We start from the raw sequence: 14,982 nt of genomic DNA, 5'->3' as shown, positions 1-14,982 counted from the left end.
TGAATCCGGCTTTGCGGCTCTACCAGGGAAAGCGGCTTTCCGAAATCGCTGCCATGCGAAAGGAAGATCCGGTCGAAGCGGCTATCAACATCCTCATTGAGGACAACGGCAAGACCGGCGCCATTTACTTTGTCATGTCCGAGCCGGACGTTCAGTTCGCCCTGAAGCAGCCCTGGACAAGCCTCGATACCGACTACCCGGCGGTGCGGCCCGACGGCATTCTGGGCGAGGCCAACCCTCATCCGCGAAGCTATGGGAGCTTGCCCCGGGTGCTGGGCCGCTACGTGCGCGAGCAAAAACTGATGCCGCTCGAAGAGGCCATCCGCAAAATGACCTCGCTGCCGGCCCAGCGGGTCGGCCTCCAGGACCGCGGGCTGCTCCGCGTGGGAATGGCGGCGGACGTTGCCGTTTTTGATCCGGAGAAAATCCGCGACCTGGCCACGTTTGAGAAACCCCACCAGTTTTCTGAGGGAGTGCGGTACGTCATAGTAAACGGGCAGATTGTGCTCGACGACGGCATGGTAACCGCCGCGCGGCCGGGGCGAGCCCTTCGCGGCCCCGGCTGGAAGGGGCAGAAAACGGAAACTGGAAAATAGAAAAAAATTAGGTAGGAGAGGGTTTTTCTGGTCTATGGTCGCCGGTCGGCGATATCGTTTTTCGATTTTCGAGTTTCGATTTTCGGTTTTGTAGGGAGGTGCCCATGCGACGCTGGTTGGCCTTGCTTTCTTTCCTGGTGTTGATCCTCGTCGCCATTTACGCCGCCTGGGCCGCCCGGCGCGTGCCCGACCGTCTGGCGGGAGTGCCCTCCGGCAAGACGCAGGTGGTGGACCTGACCTACGCTCTAAACGATCACCTGCCTGCCTGGCCCGGTGATGATCACCCGTTTGAGGCCACGGCGAAAGGGGGGTTCGAGAAAGACGGCTATTTCACCCGGCGCTTTTGCTCCCTCGAACATTACGGGACGCACATGGACGCGCCGGCACACTTCATCGAGGGGCAAGCGACGGTGGACCAGATTGCCGCGCAGCGCTTGATCGGCCCGGCCGTGGTGGTGGATATCGAGCGAAAAGTTGCTGGCGATGCCGACTATCGCCTGACGCGCACCGATTTGCAGGCCTGGGAACGGCGATGGGGCAGGATTCCCGAGGGAGCGATCGTGCTCGCCCGCACTGGCTGGGCCGCGCGCTGGCCCGACGCTCGACGCTACCGCAACACCGACCCCGCCGGACTCATGCACTTTCCAGGCTTTAACGTGGACGCAGCCGAATTTTTGACGAAGGAACGAAAAATCTCCGGTGTCGGCATTGACACGCTGAGCGTGGACTTCGGCCCCTCAAAAAATTTCGAGGTGCACCGCTTGACCCACGCCGCCGGTCTCTACCACCTCGAGAACCTGGCCTCGATGGAAAAAATCCCTCCCAAAGGCGCCTTTCTCGTGGCCGCGCCCATCAAGCTCGAGGGCGGCTCGGGCGGGGCCGTGCGCGTGTTTGCCATCCTGCCCTGAACCGGTTTCATAAAGTACTCGGGATATACGTCGGTGTCGCACTGAACGAAGTGACAACAATGATGTCATCCTGAACGAAGTGAAGGATCTTGCCGTGAAGAGAGATTCCTCGGTTGCCTCGGCGACCTGAGAATGACGACATGAGTACTAAGCTGGGTGCCCCATCCCCGCCTTGGCGGGTTGTGCGCTGGGTGGGGGAGTTTTCTATCAAGATAACTAGGCCCCAGCCCCGTCCCGACGATCCGGTCCCGAAGCTTCGGGAGAGGATGGGCCACCCACCATGGTCTTTTTAGCTTCAAAGGTTAGCAACTTGCGCCCGCATTCGTCGAGAGGATTTCGGCAGACAGATCCCCTGAAAAGTTCGGGGCAACTGTGCTATAGAGTCAATCAGATTCTTTAGCCGCCCCGTGCCCGGCAGGGAGGCACTAACTCAAGGACCCGGAGAATCCCCGATGGCCGAAAGATCGACTATTTTCATATCCTGTGGGCAGGTCACGGAAGAAGAAAAAGAACTCGGAACAGCGGTTTGCAAGCTCGTGAGGGAACTGACCTCTTGCGAACCTTATTTTGCTGAGAACCAGAGCAGTCTTGAGGGGCTCACAAAGAACATATTGGGCGCCCTAAATCGATGTGCCGGCCTCATCGTCATCATGCATCCCCGCGGAATTGTAACCTTCCCAGACGGTCACCAGCACACCCGAGCTTCTATCTGGATAGAACAGGAAATTGCCATCGCGGCGTTCCTAACTCAGGTTCTAGGGCGGGATCTCCGCGTTGCAGCATACATTCATACCGACATCGCTAGGGAAGGAATGCGGGACAAGCTCCAACTAAATCCCACGCTTTTCCAGAGCAGTGGCGAAGTGTTGGGACACCTTCGTCGAACTCTCCGCATATGGGGGCAACTGGGCCCGGTAAGCATCTCGCCACTGCAGATAGCCCTCGACTACCAGGAGGTGAAAATTACTGGAGAGCAGCATGATTATCAGCTCGTGGTCACCCTTACCAATTCCGGCTTGACTAAAATTCAGGATTATCAAGTTGATGTGTTCTTCCCGGACGGGTTCCTGAACCAACATCAACAATTATGGTATCGAAGTACCCGACCGCAGAACTTCCACGCACCGCCTATTTAGAGTCACTGAGAGGGAAAAGGGGAAAATCATTTACCCGGGAGATTCCCTGATAATTATGACTATCCCTTACTTTATGAACACTGAGATCCAGCACCACAAAAGGAGTTTGCTTAGCCAAACAGTGACAGGCACTCTATATTCCGGAAACTTGCCGCCTCAGATAGTCGAAGAAACCATGGAGCATCTGCAAAACTTCTAGTCAGGCTCTGCCGGGTGCCCCATCCAGCGCTCTCTGCTGCGTGGGGGAATCGTTCCATTAGCAAGACTAAGCCCCACCCGCCAAATTGAGCCGACGCCAGCAGATTGCCAAGAGACAGATCCCTCAACACAAGCAATTCATGAGCAATTGCAATACGTCGCTCGATTCCTGAGTTGCTCAGGAGTTTGCTCAGGCCGGGGCACTCGTGCGAAACTTGAGTTTTGTCATCGGCGATGGATTCCCGCCGTGGCCTGTCTCGGCCGAGGCGAGGTGAGAATGCTCAAGGTTCCGTTTGAGACATACAAGTTAGCGAACGGACTGGAAGTAATTCTTCACGAAGACCACTCCATCCCGGTGGTGGCGGTCAATATCTGGTATCACGTCGGCTCGAAGGACGAAAAGCGCGGCAACACCGGCTTCGCCCATCTCTTCGAGCACATGATGTTTCAGGGTTCGAAGCACGCCCGAGAGTATTTCCGGCTGGTGCAGGAGGCGGGCGGGGTTTTGAACGGCTCGACGAGTTGCGACCGGACAAACTACTGGGAAAATGTGCCGTCGAATTTTCTCGAACTGGCGCTCTGGCTCGAATCCGACCGCATGGGCTTTCTGCTCGATGCGCTCGACGAAAAGAAATTCTCAAACCAGCGAGAAGTCGTCAAGAACGAGCGCCGGCAGACCTACGAAAACCGCCCCTATGGGCTGGCTCCGAAAATCCTCTGCGAGGCGCTTTTCCCGCCCGAGCACCCCTATTCCTGGCTTACCATCGGCACCGAGGAAGACCTCGAGCGCGCTTCGCTCGAAGACATCGAGCAATTTTTTCGCACGTACTACACCCCGTCGAATGCCAGTTTGGCGCTGGCCGGCGACTTCCAGCCGGACGAGGCAAGGCAGCTCGTCGAAAAGTACTTTGCGGAAATTCCGCCCGGGCCGCCCTTCACCCGGGTCGAGCGCTGGTTGCCAAGGCTTGCGGCCGAGAAGCGGATCGGTGCGGAAGACCGCGTCCAGTTGCCGCGGCTTTATCTTGTGTGGCCGTCGCCGCCACAGTTTGAAGCGGACGAGCCGGAGATGGAAATACTGGCTTACATTCTCGGCGATGGCAAGAGCTCCCGCCTTTTCCGGTCGCTGGTCTATGAAAAACAAATCGCGCAAGAGGTGAGCGTGGCTCAATTCTCGCAAGAGATCGCCGGGCAGTTCCAGATTGTCGCCACCGCAAAACCCGGCCACTCGACCGCCGAGCTCGAAGCGGCAATTGACGAGCGAATCGAGGAACTGAAGCTGGCGCCGCCAACGGAAGAGGAGATCGGCCGGGCGCGGAATAAGCTCGAAACGTTTTTTGTAGAACAGCTAGAGAGAATTGGCGGATTCGGCGGTCGAGCGGACGCGCTCAATCGCTACAACGTTTTTCTCGGCGATCCAGGCCACATCGAGAAGGATATCGAACGATACCTCCGGGTGGACGCGTCGGGCGTCCAGCGGGCAGCAAGCATCTATTTGAGCAATGGCCGCGTGAACCTGAGCGTGGTGCCGCTTACGGCAACCGTCCCGATAGGATCGGGAAAAGCTCGCACGGAAGGGGACGGGCGCGGTGAGCCGCTGGTGGTGAATGCGCCTGGGGAGGACGCTGAAGGAAAACCCCCGCGGCCTCAATCCCAGGCTGTGGGAAAGGTGACAGCGGGCGACCGCAGCCGGCAACCCGCTCCGGCAGCTACCCCGCCGTTCTCTCTCCCGAAGATACAGCGGAAGAAACTCGCCTCGATGAAATCGGGGCTCGCTCACGGGCTCGAAATCGTTCTAGTGGAAAAGCACAAGCTTCCGGTCATGGTGGCTCTGCTGCTCGTCAAGGCGGGGGCGGCCGCCGATCCGAACGATCAGCCGGGCCTGGCGACGATGGTCGCCACGATGCTCGATGAAGGCACGGCGACGCGAAGCAGCATCGAGTTGGCCTCGGAACTTGAGTTCATCGGGGCAAGGCTCGAAGCCCGCGCCGACCGCGATGAAAGCTTGGTCGTCATCGAGTCGCTCAAGAAGCATTGGCCGAAGGCGCTCGAGCTTTTTGCCGATGTCGTCCAGCAGGCAAGCTTTCCGGCCATCGAGCTGGAGCGCGTCCGCGAGCAGCAACTGACAGAACTGCTGCGCCTGAAGGATAACCCCGCGGCGCTTGCGAACCAGATATCCCTCGGCGTGCTCTATGGGAACGATTCCCCCTACGGGCACCCCATCGAAGGCACCCAGGCGTTCGTGAGCCAGGTGACGCTCGAGCAGATGGAAAGCTTCTATCGCGCCCACTACCGCCCGGAGCGGGCCGTGCTCATCCTGGTGGGAGACACTACGCTCGACGAGGCCGCGGCGGAAGTGGAAGCAGCCTTCACACCAAGCCTCCAGAGCGAGGCCCTCGGGGAGCGGCGAGGTTGGGATGGGCCGGCGGTGATGCCCGCAGTGATGTCAGACAAGCCCGCCGATAACATGGCGGGCCTCCGGCAACCCACCTGCGTCTATCTTCTGGACAAACCGGCAGCAGCGCAGTCGGTCTTGCGCGCCGGCCATGTGACGGTCCCGCGCAACCATCCCGATTATTTCCCGTTGGTGGTGATGAACGCCGTGCTGGGCGGGCAGTTTGTCAGCCGGCTGAACATGAACCTGCGGGAGAGGCGCGGCTACAGCTACGGTTTTCAGTCGCGCTTCGACTGGCTGCGGGGGCCTTCGAACCTGCTGGCGGGCGGCAGCGTCGAAACCGCCGTCACGCGGGAGGCCATTCAGGAAATCCTCAAAGAATTCCGCGAGATTCGCAGCGAGCGACCCATTAGCTTGTCGGAACTTGACGCCGCCAAGGCAGCCATCATCCGCGGCTATCCCCGCGGTTTCGAGACGCCGGCCCAGATTGCCAGCAGGCTGTGGGAAATGGTCCTGTTCGACCTGCCTGAGGATTATTTCGAGAGCTTCCAACAGAGGGTGGAGGCGGTCAGCCTTGAGGACGCCCGGCGCGTCGCCAGGCAATACCTCGACCCCGATCACCTCATGATTCTCGTGGTCGGCGACCGGAACGCCCTCGAGCCAAAACTCAAAGAGCTGAACCTGCCACTCAAGCAGCTCGATACGGGCGGAATGATCGTGTTGGAGAGACAGAAAAGAGAAAATGGAAAATAGAAAATAGTGGCGCGTCGGCGCGGTTGCCCCTCTTTTCTCTTTTCTAATTTCTATTTTCTAAGCTAGGCGACCAGTTCCGGCGCCACGATCCATCGCAGCGACCACTCTCCAGCCCCTTCCCTGTCCAGCCTGACAATTCCCGCCATCTGGAAAGCCACAATGGTTTTGGTTTCGTCCTGGCAAAGCAAACGAGAGGCGAGACGGCTCAGGTGGGGCAGGTGGCCTACGATCATGAGATTGTCCCTGGCTCCGGCGAGCGCTGAAACAAGAGGTGTAACGTCCTCGAGTGGTCCCAGGCCCGGCTTTTCATGCATGCCGGCTTGGGGAGGAATCGCTTCAGCAAATATTTCGGCCGTCTGCCGGGCGCGCAGCTTTTCGCTGTGCCAGATTTCAGCGACCGTGATATTGCGCCGGGCGGCAAAACCGGCCATGCGGAGGGCAATCTGTTTGCCTTCCTTGGTCAGGGAGCGTTGCGGATCTTCCGCCTCGCTCTTGGCCTGAGCGTGTTGCACCAGGTAGAGCTGCATGGGGAACCCTCGTCACCCACCATGATACGCTGGAAGCACATGAGGAGAGAGGCTGGTGCCATTCCGACTCATTGTGCCTCGCCCAGCGGCGGAAGCCGCTGGGCTGAACAGAGGGACAACACTGCATTCACGAACAGAGGGAACAACATGGCGCTCACGTTCAGCCCATGGGCTTCTGCCCGTGGGAATCATCTGGTAGATTCCACCAGGCCCAGTCAGTTGGAACGACACGAGCAGTGTTTCTCACGCCCAATAACTCCGGTCCAATGTCCGATATTGGATGGCTTCGGAGACGTGCTTCGATTCAAGGTTTGGAGAGGCGTCGAGGTCGGCAATCGTGCGGGCGACTTTCAGAATGCGGTCGTGGGCGCGGGCGGAAAGGCCCAGCCGGGTGATGGCGGCTTCGAGCATGCGGTCGGCATCGGCGCCGATCTCGCAATATTTGCGGATGAGTTTGGGCGGCATCTGGGCATTTGAGAAAATCCGGGCCAGCCCGGAAGTTTGTCGCGACGGCTTTCCGGACGGAGCTTCGTCGCGGAAGCGTTCGAGCTGAGTCTTGCGCGCGGCGATCACCCGCTGGCGGACTTCCCCGGAGCCTTCCTTGGCCACGGGCGCGCGCAGCTCCTTGTACTTGACCGCGGGCATGTCAATGTGGATGTCAATGCGATCGAGCAGCGGCCCGGAGATCTTGGCGACGTAGCGTTGAATCTGCGCCGGCGTACAGTGGCAATCGCGGTTCGGGTCGCCGAAGAAGCCGCACGGGCAGGGGTTCATCGCGGCCGCGAGCATGAACCGCGAGGGAAAGGTAAGCGACATCGCCGCCCGGGCAATCGTCACCAAGCCGTCTTCGAGAGGCTGGCGCAGGACCTCGAGCACGTTCCGGTCGAACTCCGGCAGCTCATCCAAGAAAAGCACGCCGTGGTGAGCGAGGGATACCTCGCCCGGCCGGGGCACCACTCCGCCGCCGATGAGTCCGGCGTCGGAGATGGTGTGATGCGGCGAGCGGAACGGGCGCGTGCCTACAAGCCCGCGCGTATCTTCGAGCACGCCGGCGACGCTGTGGACTTTCGTCGTTTGCATCGCTTCTTCGAAAGACATCGGCGGCAGGATGGTAGGGATGCGTTTGGCCAGCATCGTTTTGCCCGAGCCGGGCGGGCCAATCATGATGATGTTGTGGCCGCCGGCACAGGCAACTTCGAGCGCGCGCTTGGCGTGGGCCTGGCCTTTCACGTCGTGGAAATCAACGCTGTATTGGCCCGTCTCGGCAAGAAGCTGGTTCACATCCACCCGCACGGGCGCAAATGATTCGGGGGCGTTCACGATGTCCACCACCTGGGGGAGGCTTTTGGCCGAGAAGACGTCCACGCCGCTGACCACCGCCGCTTCCCGGGCGTTCATCTCCGGGACGATCAAGTGGCGGATGCCTTTCTCCCGCGCCGCCAACGCGGCCGAAAGCGTGCCTTTGACCGGGCGAACGGCGCCGTCAAGCGAAAGTTCTCCGAGGAAAATGTACTGGTCCAGTTTTTTCCCGAAGAAGGCGCCACCGGTGCCGAGAATCCCCATCGCCATAGGCAGATCGAAGCCCGAACCTTCTTTTTTGGTGTCGGCCGGGGCCAGGTTGATCGTCAGGTTTTGCGTGGGAAAATCAAATCCGCAGTTCTTGATGGCAGCCTTGATCCGCTCGCGGCTTTCCTTGACCGCATTATCCGGCAGCCCGACAACGATGTAGCTCCCGCCGAAGCCTCCCGGGGCGAGGTCCACCTCAACCTCGACCACGTAGGCATCTATGCCGAAGACTGCGGCGCTGAGCGTCTTGTAAAGCATGGGAAGCTCGGGGACGGTCACCCCGCCGAGCCGCGGCGGGGTAACGAGCCACGATATTAGAACAAGTTTCCAGGAAGCGAAAGAGTCGAGTGGCAAAAAACGAACCGAGTTCCCGAGGAAATGCCCCTTGCCGATTAGCTGTGTGCTCCTCTGTGTACTCTGCGCCTCTGCGGTGAAAATGGACACCAAGAGATGAACCACAGAGGGCACGGAGATCACAGAGGTTTTGCAGAGAAATAGCTACTGCGTGGCCGACGCCGAGCTTCTGGTTTTTTCGAGTTTTGTCAGCAAGACTTTTTTAAGAATGGGCATGGGCAGGGCGCCTTCGGCGAGCGCCGCGTCGTGGAAGGCGAGCAGGCTGAATTTCGCTCCGGCGGCCTTGCGATACTCATCCCGCAGCTTGAGCCATTCGCGCCAGCCGACAAAGTAAGTGGGCAACTGGCAAGAACTCAACTGGGCTCGCTGCAATTTCCCCTCGGCTTCCGCGCGCTCCTGAAACGTGTCTTTGATCATCAGGTCGAGCGCCTCCTGATCGGTCATGTTCATGGTGTGGAGCCGCACGTCAAGGATGGCGTTGGCAAACATGCGCAGCTCGCCCTTCAAGTAGGTCAGCTCGAACTTGACGCCGTGGTAGCCGTTTTCGACGAAAAGTTTTTCGGTATAGACCGCCCAGCCCTCGACATAAGAGCCGTTGCCGAGCACGGTGCGGATGAGCCGGCGCAGGACAGGCTTGATGCGGTTGGCCGTCTCCAGTTGCACGTAGTGGCCGGGCACCGCCTCGTGGATCGTGATGTCTTTCATCTTGTAAATGTTGTATTCGCGCAGCTTCGATTCGACCTTTTCCTTCGTCCAGGCCGGCGGAACCGGAGTGATCCAATAGAACGCGCCGAGTTCCGGCTCGAGTGCGGGCGCCGAATTGAACCCGGCCACGCCGTAAATCCCGCGCATGAATTCCGGAGTATCAATCACCTGAAGGTTGTCCCTGGCTGGGAGGGCGACGAGATTTTTCGCGCGCACAAACTCCTTGACCTCGGCGAGGTCGCGCATGGCCTGGGGTTTGAACTGGTCGGGAGCCGAATGTTCTTGAGCGATCTTATCCAGCACAGCGCGGATGATCGCATTCTCGCGCTCGCCCCGATCGAATCGGGGCTCGCTCCCCGCCCTAGCCTCTCCCGCCGGAAAGTCAGGGAACCATTCTTTGTGGAGCGGCTCAGCCAGCTCGAGCATGCGCCGGCGCGTTTCCTTGAGCGCCTGCTCAGCATCGGCCAGCACGGCCTCGGGCGTTGTCTTGACGCCCATGACGTAGCGGAACTTGAGATCATACTTTTGCTTGCCCAGGCGGAAGCTGCCGGTGGAGCGTTTGCTCAATTCATTTTTCACCCAGGCGCTGTAATCCTCGATGGCTTCGAGCGCCTTGGGCGCGACCGCATCGTAACGCGCCTCAAGCGGGCTGCCACGGGGAACCAGCGACTTCACAAACTCTTTGACCAGCCCGACGTTGCCGTTATTTTCCTCGACCGCAACCCGCGTGTACACGTCGCAGGTATCCACCAGGTTTTGCTTTGCCTGGGCGTAAAGGCCGGGGAGCCGTTCCAGGCGAGCAAGCACGTGGCCCAGCCGCGTCTCGAGCGGCGCGTATTCGAGGACCAACGGGGTAAAGATCGCGTTGCCCGCCAGCTCCGCGTAGGCTTGCGGCATGTGCCGGTAACTTTGAAAGGTGTTGAGCTCGGCCAGGGCCAGTTCAATCTGGTCGGCGATGAGGTCATAGTCTGCCCGGTCTTCGAGCGGCAAACGCCTCCGATCGAGCCGGGCCAGCTTCTTTTTCGCCGTTTCATAGAATGTTCGCTGCGCTTCGATCCCCGCCGGACTCAAATCGTCCAGCATTTCGTCGAGCAGGAGGACTTTCCCCGTGGCCGGGTCGGTATGTTTGTGATAGCCAACCTGCGTCGCTGAAGCGGGAGAAAGGGCAAGAGCGCCATACAAGAAATCCGATGCGATTTTGTGAAAACGCTCCACCGTGTCTCCCGAGGCGGCCGCTGCTGGAAGATCAGCGGCCAACAACCCGATCAAGAGGAAAAAGAGAAAGAAAAGTTTCATGGGATCGCTCCTAATATGGATTACCTTTACCACGACCCTCAGGTCTGATTCGGGTGCTCAACGATCTGAACCCGCAGACGGTCCCCGTAGCTCTCAAACCCGCATTCACGATTAAAGGCTACGTGACGCCGAAGCCCTATATGAGGTCCGATTCCGTCAAGTCCAAACGTCAATTCTTGCTGAAGTTTGTACGGCGTCATTTGCCGGTCAGCTTTTTGGCAGTATAGGCCTTATCGGCATCCCAAGTCAGTTGAGTCACCTCTCCCTTCTGGTCTTTCGCAAAAATCACTCGCGCCCAGAAGCTCCTGTCCAGGAACTCCCTTTCCGATACGGGGACCAAGATGGCATGAAATCCTCCGCCCCAGTCCATCAACAGATGATCCTCCTCCCTGCCAATGGTTACGACAGCGCCTGGACGGAAGAAATCAACCCCGAACTCGTAACGACCGACGTAAGCCTCCAAAATCTTCGGATTCACCTTCACAGGTTTTATGGCCTTGGGAACGACATACCTTTCGCCAAGGGCAATCGCAGCTAGGTCATCCGCTATGGGGGATTGCGCGACGGCGGAGTAAGAGTTACTCAGCACGATGACGCAAACATCGTCATCAACGAACCGCTCAAACGATGCGGTAAATCCTGGGCTTCTTCCGTTGGCAGCCGCCACCCTTCGATGGAAGCGCTTCCTTACAAACCACCCGTAAGAATTGCCGCGGCCTTCCACGAACATTTTTCCCCAGGTGGCCTTTTTCAAGATCTTATCCGCGTAGAGTGCCCGGTCAAATTTATACAAATCTTCTACTGTTGAGTAGAGCGAGCCGTTGCCGGTCTTGATGGACCAGTCAAGGTACGGCGCGTTTTCGAGACCGCTGACGCCGGCTGGCACATACCCCGACGCTCGGTTCTCCAGCAGGCCCGCGGCACGGCCATCATGGCCCGTGTCCCTCATGCCCAATGGCGTAAGAATGTTTGCCTTCAAAAATTCTCCATAACCCTGGCCGGAAACTTTTTCGATGACGTGCGCCAGGAGGTTGTAGTTCGAGTTGCTGTATCTGTATCGTTCTCCCGGCTGGAACTCAAGAGGTTGGTGCCTGAACATTTCCACGAGGTCCCCAGTGGTGTGAGGGAACTTCGAGTCTCGATCATAGTCTGGGAAGTCGTTTACGTTCGGAATACCCGAAGTGTGTGACAGCAGATGGTGCAACGTGATCTTGTCCCCGTTCGGGTAGTCGGGGAGGAACTTCGTCAAAGGGTGATCGGTACTTAAAAGTCCTCGTTCCTGCAAGATCATGATGGCTGCGGCTGTAAACGGTTTGGAGACCGAGGCGATGTGAAACTTGGTGCGCGGGGTGTTGGGAGCACCGAGCTCGTAATTCGCCATTCCGTACCCCTTGCTGACCAGTACCTTTCCTTTCCTGGCGATGAACACAGCCCCGCTGAAGTTATTTCCCTCGAGATAGGGTTGAACATAGAAATCTACCTTAGCTCCGATATCGAGGTTTCGACCCGCCGCCGTTCCTGCGGCCGTCTGTGCTGAAGCGGAAATGGCCACCAGAAGCCCAAACAGCAGCAGCTTGGATGAGATTCGTTGCTTGATACTCATCAGCACCTACCCACAAATCGGAAATCTGGACCCGCATGATGATCCCACGCGCGTGCTACCCGGCGTCGGATCGTGTCTTGCTGTTGCTCTGCGGTTCGAGCCGTTGGATTCGCGTCTCCTCCGGGTTCACGGGCTCAAAACAGCCGGTCACTGTCGAGCAGAATGGTCACCGGTCCGTCGTTGACCAATTCCACCTGCATCTGAGCCTGGAAGACGCCGGTCGAAACGCGGATTCCGCGGGCGATGAGCTCGCGCACAAATTGCTCGTAGAGCGGCTCAGCCTGTTCGGGCGGGGCAGCGCGATCGAAGCCTGGCCGGCGACCCTTGCGGGCATCGCCGTAGAGCGTGAACTGGGAGATGACCAGCGCCTCGCCGCCCGTCTCGACGAGCGACCGGTTCATCTTTCCCTGTTCATCCTCGAAAATGCGAAGGTTTGCCACCTTCTCTGCCAAATAAGCGGCTGCCTCCGCGGAATCGTTTCGGCCGACGCCGAGCAGCACGACCATGCCGCGGTCCACCGCGCCCTTCGGGTCTCCACCCACGCGGACTTGAGCGCGGCTCACTCGTTGAACCACCGCTCTCATTCAGGATGAATCCTTCAAGGTGAATCCTTGGCTTCAAAAAAGCCATTCATTCTGACGCGGCGACCGAAATCACACAACAAAAAACTGATGGCAGCGGGCATGTATGCCGGGCTAAAGCCGGCCGCTACGGGAGTATGCCGGGCTAAAGCCCGCCGCTACGGGAGCGCTTCCCTCAGCCGGGCGAGTGTGCTATACAAACAGCCGAAAATCCACCCGGATGATGGTGTGGTGATGAAGATCGCGCTCATTGGAACTCACGGCGTCGGCAAAACGACGCTGGCCTACGAGATTTGCTCCTTGCTCAAGCGGTCGGGAAAAAACGTGGAGCTGGTCACGGAAGTCGCTCGTCGCTCGCCTTTCCCGGTGAATGACGCAACCACGCTCGAAGGCCAGCTCTGGATCCTGCACGCGCAGATCGCTGCGGAGCTCGAGGCGGCCCAGCGCGCCCCCTACGTCATCTGCGACCGCGCCGTGATTGATAACTACTGCTACCTGGTGAACAAGTGCGGGCGCCAGCCCAACCTGGAAGCGTGGCTCGAACGGTGGCTTGGCACCTATGATCTCCTGATCGGAGTCCCCATCCTGGAGGCGGAAATTCCGCCGGACGGTTTTCGCTCCGAAGACCGGCAGTTTCAGCGTCGCATTCACGAGCTGCTCGATGGGCTCATGCGTCAACCGCCTTTTGCTCCGTTTGCGGACAGGGTCTGCTGGCTGGAATCCGGGTCGCGAAGCGATTGGGTCGGGAAAATTGCGGCCGCGCTCGGCCCGCAGGCCCTGGCGGCCGCGAGCGTTTGAATCTCCCGGCAATCCCCTCTGGATAGGTTTCTGAAAAAGCCCCAAAATCGGGCAAGCTGAAGCTTGCCCCTACAAGACAACTCGCGCTGAACCACGCTGGCAACGCGGGCAGCAGTAGCTTCCTCGTCCGGTTACCACCACGCGAACAATCTTCGTCCGGCAGCGCGGACAGGGCTGGCCGCGCCGGCGGTAAACCTTGTGTAGCTTCTGGAAACTTCCCGCTTCACCGGCAAGGTTGACGTAGTTCGAGACGGTCGAGCCCTGGCGGGCGATAGCAGCTCGCAAGATGCGGCCGATGGCGCCGTGCAGCCGGAGCAATTCCTTGTCCCTCAGGCGATGGGCGCGGCGTCCAGGATGAATTCGCGCGCGAAACAGGCTCTCGTCGGCGTAGATGTTTCCGAGCCCACGCAGGACACGTTGGTTTAAGAGCGCCGCCTTGATGGTCGCGCGGCGTTTGCGGAGGCGTTCGACGAAGTCACGCGGGCGAATCCTCAGAGGGTCCGGGCCCAGCGACCGCAGCGCCGACCGGAGCTGATCCTCATCCAGCAAGGCCAGCCTGCCGAAGCGCCGGAAATCGGCATAGCGAAGTTCACTCCGGCCATCCTCGAGCGCCAGGACCACATGGGTGTGACGCGGTTCGACCTGATTTCGCTCGGCGAGGATCATCTGTCCGGTCATCCCGAGATGGATGAGAAGGAACTTGCCGGGCAGATGGACGTCGTCCCGATCCAACCGGATGATGATGTACTTCCCGTGGCGAAACACGCCGGCAATCTTCCGGGAAGTAAGTTCGCCGGCAAAATCTTCAGGCGCGGAGAGAAGTATGTCGGACCGCCGCAGGATCACTCTCGAAATCCGCCGGCCCAGCACGCGCGCGCGCAGGCCACGAACGATCGTTTCGACTTCGGGCAGTTCGGGCATAGCCGCCTGGAGTGACCCAAAAAAGCCTGGAGGCAATGGGAGCTTACCACAGCTCAAGTCACCTGCCTCGCCGCAGGAAAACGCACCATCGTTGGTCTCCGGCTCCCGAGTTGCCCGAACTGCCCGAATGGGATATGCATCGCGGGCAACTCCGGGGCATCCAATGGAAGAGTCGCGGGGTACGCAGTTGGCTGGCGGTGTGGTAGGCTGGTGCCGTTCCAACTATTTGGGGCCACTTCCCGCAAGTCACACGGCATGCTTTATTGATCATACAGGATCGAGATGTATAGGCTCATTAAGTTGGAACGGCACTAGCGCGACCGTTTCCGTTCGAGGGGGATCAAGCTTGGGTTATGTCCTGCTGGGGGCCGTCTTTTTTCTGGCGTTTGCCAACGGTGCCAACGACAACTTCAAGGGTGTGGCCACGCTGTGGGGCGCGCGTCGGGCCGGCTACGGGGCCGCGCTCGCCTGGGCGACCACCTTCACCTTTCTTGGCTCTCTTGGGGCGTTTTATATCTCGAACGGCCTGGTCGCCATTTTCAGCGGTTCGCGGCTGGTGCCGGCGGCGGTGGCCCGCGACGGGCACTTCATCACCGCGGTAGCGCTGGCGGCGGCCGTGACCGTGTTTCTGGCGGCGCGGCTGGGCGC

The 14,982-nt window shown here is 59.5% G+C and carries 12 protein-coding genes; 6 read left to right on the top strand and 6 right to left on the bottom strand.

Annotation, left to right across the window (positions count from 1 at the left end):
* The 4 genes from VIH17_03055 to VIH17_03040 all read left to right on the top strand — a co-directional run.
* A partial coding sequence (locus tag VIH17_03055; GenBank protein ID HEY4682209.1) for an amidohydrolase family protein occupies nucleotides 1-596 on the top strand: 596 nt, incomplete at its 5' end.
* Between the two features lie 104 nt (nucleotides 597-700).
* Nucleotides 701-1,504, top strand: a complete 804-nt coding sequence (locus tag VIH17_03050; protein HEY4682208.1) for a cyclase family protein — start codon at nucleotides 701-703, stop codon at nucleotides 1,502-1,504.
* A 452-nt stretch (nucleotides 1,505-1,956) separates the two neighbouring features.
* Nucleotides 1,957-2,640 carry a hypothetical protein gene (locus VIH17_03045; protein HEY4682207.1) on the top strand — a complete coding sequence of 228 codons (684 nt, stop codon included), beginning with the start codon at nucleotides 1,957-1,959 and terminating at the stop codon, nucleotides 2,638-2,640.
* Between the two features lie 475 nt (nucleotides 2,641-3,115).
* A complete protein-coding gene (locus tag VIH17_03040) occupies nucleotides 3,116-5,983 on the top strand; it encodes a pitrilysin family protein (protein HEY4682206.1) in 2,868 nt (955 codons plus the stop codon).
* A gap of 62 nt (nucleotides 5,984-6,045) precedes the next feature.
* Here the strand turns inward: VIH17_03040 and sixA are convergent, their stop codons facing one another.
* The 5 genes from sixA to dtd form a co-directional block, all read right to left on the bottom strand.
* Nucleotides 6,046-6,510 (bottom strand): phosphohistidine phosphatase SixA, encoded by a 465-nt coding sequence (sixA, locus tag VIH17_03035; GenBank protein ID HEY4682205.1) that lies wholly within the window; start codon nucleotides 6,508-6,510, stop codon nucleotides 6,046-6,048.
* A 243-nt stretch (nucleotides 6,511-6,753) separates the two neighbouring features.
* Complete coding sequence (locus tag VIH17_03030) at nucleotides 6,754-8,334, bottom strand: YifB family Mg chelatase-like AAA ATPase (GenBank protein ID HEY4682204.1); 1,581 nt, start codon at nucleotides 8,332-8,334, stop codon at nucleotides 6,754-6,756.
* Nucleotides 8,335-8,574: 240 nt separating this feature from the next.
* On the bottom strand, nucleotides 8,575-10,431 hold the full coding sequence (locus tag VIH17_03025; protein HEY4682203.1) for a DUF885 domain-containing protein: 1,857 nt from the start codon (nucleotides 10,429-10,431) through the stop codon (nucleotides 8,575-8,577).
* 196 nt (nucleotides 10,432-10,627) lie between these two features.
* Nucleotides 10,628-12,034: a serine hydrolase gene (locus VIH17_03020; GenBank protein HEY4682202.1), complete on the bottom strand. Its 1,407-nt coding sequence runs from the start codon at nucleotides 12,032-12,034 to the stop codon at nucleotides 10,628-10,630.
* Nucleotides 12,035-12,168: 134 nt separating this feature from the next.
* Complete coding sequence (gene dtd, locus VIH17_03015; protein HEY4682201.1) at nucleotides 12,169-12,618, bottom strand: D-aminoacyl-tRNA deacylase; 450 nt, start codon at nucleotides 12,616-12,618, stop codon at nucleotides 12,169-12,171.
* A gap of 87 nt (nucleotides 12,619-12,705) precedes the next feature.
* On the opposite strand from dtd, the gene VIH17_03010 reads away from it, so the two are divergent.
* Nucleotides 12,706-13,413: an ATP-binding protein gene (locus tag VIH17_03010; GenBank protein HEY4682200.1), complete on the top strand. Its 708-nt coding sequence runs from the start codon at nucleotides 12,706-12,708 to the stop codon at nucleotides 13,411-13,413.
* Between the two features lie 69 nt (nucleotides 13,414-13,482).
* Here VIH17_03010 and mutM read toward each other — a convergent pair whose 3' ends face one another.
* Nucleotides 13,483-14,334 carry a bifunctional DNA-formamidopyrimidine glycosylase/DNA-(apurinic or apyrimidinic site) lyase gene (gene mutM, locus VIH17_03005; protein HEY4682199.1) on the bottom strand — a complete coding sequence of 284 codons (852 nt, stop codon included), beginning with the start codon at nucleotides 14,332-14,334 and terminating at the stop codon, nucleotides 13,483-13,485.
* 346 nt (nucleotides 14,335-14,680) lie between these two features.
* On the opposite strand from mutM, the gene VIH17_03000 reads away from it, so the two are divergent.
* A partial coding sequence (locus tag VIH17_03000; GenBank protein ID HEY4682198.1) for a hypothetical protein occupies nucleotides 14,681-14,982 on the top strand: 302 nt, incomplete at its 3' end.

Source organism: Candidatus Acidiferrales bacterium, assembly GCA_036514995.1.
Taxonomy (GTDB): domain Bacteria; phylum Acidobacteriota; class Terriglobia; order Acidiferrales; family DATBWB01; genus DATBWB01.
The sequence above is the reverse complement of the archived record's forward strand: the minus strand, read 5'-3'. Positions and strand labels throughout refer to the sequence as shown.

What these genes read in the sequence shown, in the direction of transcription:
- sixA (HEY4682205.1), bottom strand. Translation starts at nt 6,510, where the DNA reads ATGCAGCTCTACCTGGTGCAACACGCTCAGGCCAAGAGCGAGGCGGAA.
- dtd (HEY4682201.1), bottom strand. Translation starts at nt 12,618, where the DNA reads ATGAGAGCGGTGGTTCAACGAGTGAGCCGCGCTCAAGTCCGCGTGGGT.
- mutM (HEY4682199.1), bottom strand. Translation starts at nt 14,334, where the DNA reads ATGCCCGAACTGCCCGAAGTCGAAACGATCGTTCGTGGCCTGCGCGCG.
- VIH17_03030 (HEY4682204.1), bottom strand. Translation starts at nt 8,334, where the DNA reads ATGCTTTACAAGACGCTCAGCGCCGCAGTCTTCGGCATAGATGCCTAC.
- VIH17_03050 (HEY4682208.1), top strand. Translation starts at nt 701, where the DNA reads ATGCGACGCTGGTTGGCCTTGCTTTCTTTCCTGGTGTTGATCCTCGTC.
- VIH17_03025 (HEY4682203.1), bottom strand. Translation starts at nt 10,431, where the DNA reads ATGAAACTTTTCTTTCTCTTTTTCCTCTTGATCGGGTTGTTGGCCGCT.
- VIH17_03045 (HEY4682207.1), top strand. Translation starts at nt 1,957, where the DNA reads ATGGCCGAAAGATCGACTATTTTCATATCCTGTGGGCAGGTCACGGAA.
- VIH17_03040 (HEY4682206.1), top strand. Translation starts at nt 3,116, where the DNA reads ATGCTCAAGGTTCCGTTTGAGACATACAAGTTAGCGAACGGACTGGAA.
- VIH17_03020 (HEY4682202.1), bottom strand. Translation starts at nt 12,034, where the DNA reads ATGAGTATCAAGCAACGAATCTCATCCAAGCTGCTGCTGTTTGGGCTT.
- VIH17_03010 (HEY4682200.1), top strand. Translation starts at nt 12,706, where the DNA reads ATGGCAGCGGGCATGTATGCCGGGCTAAAGCCGGCCGCTACGGGAGTA.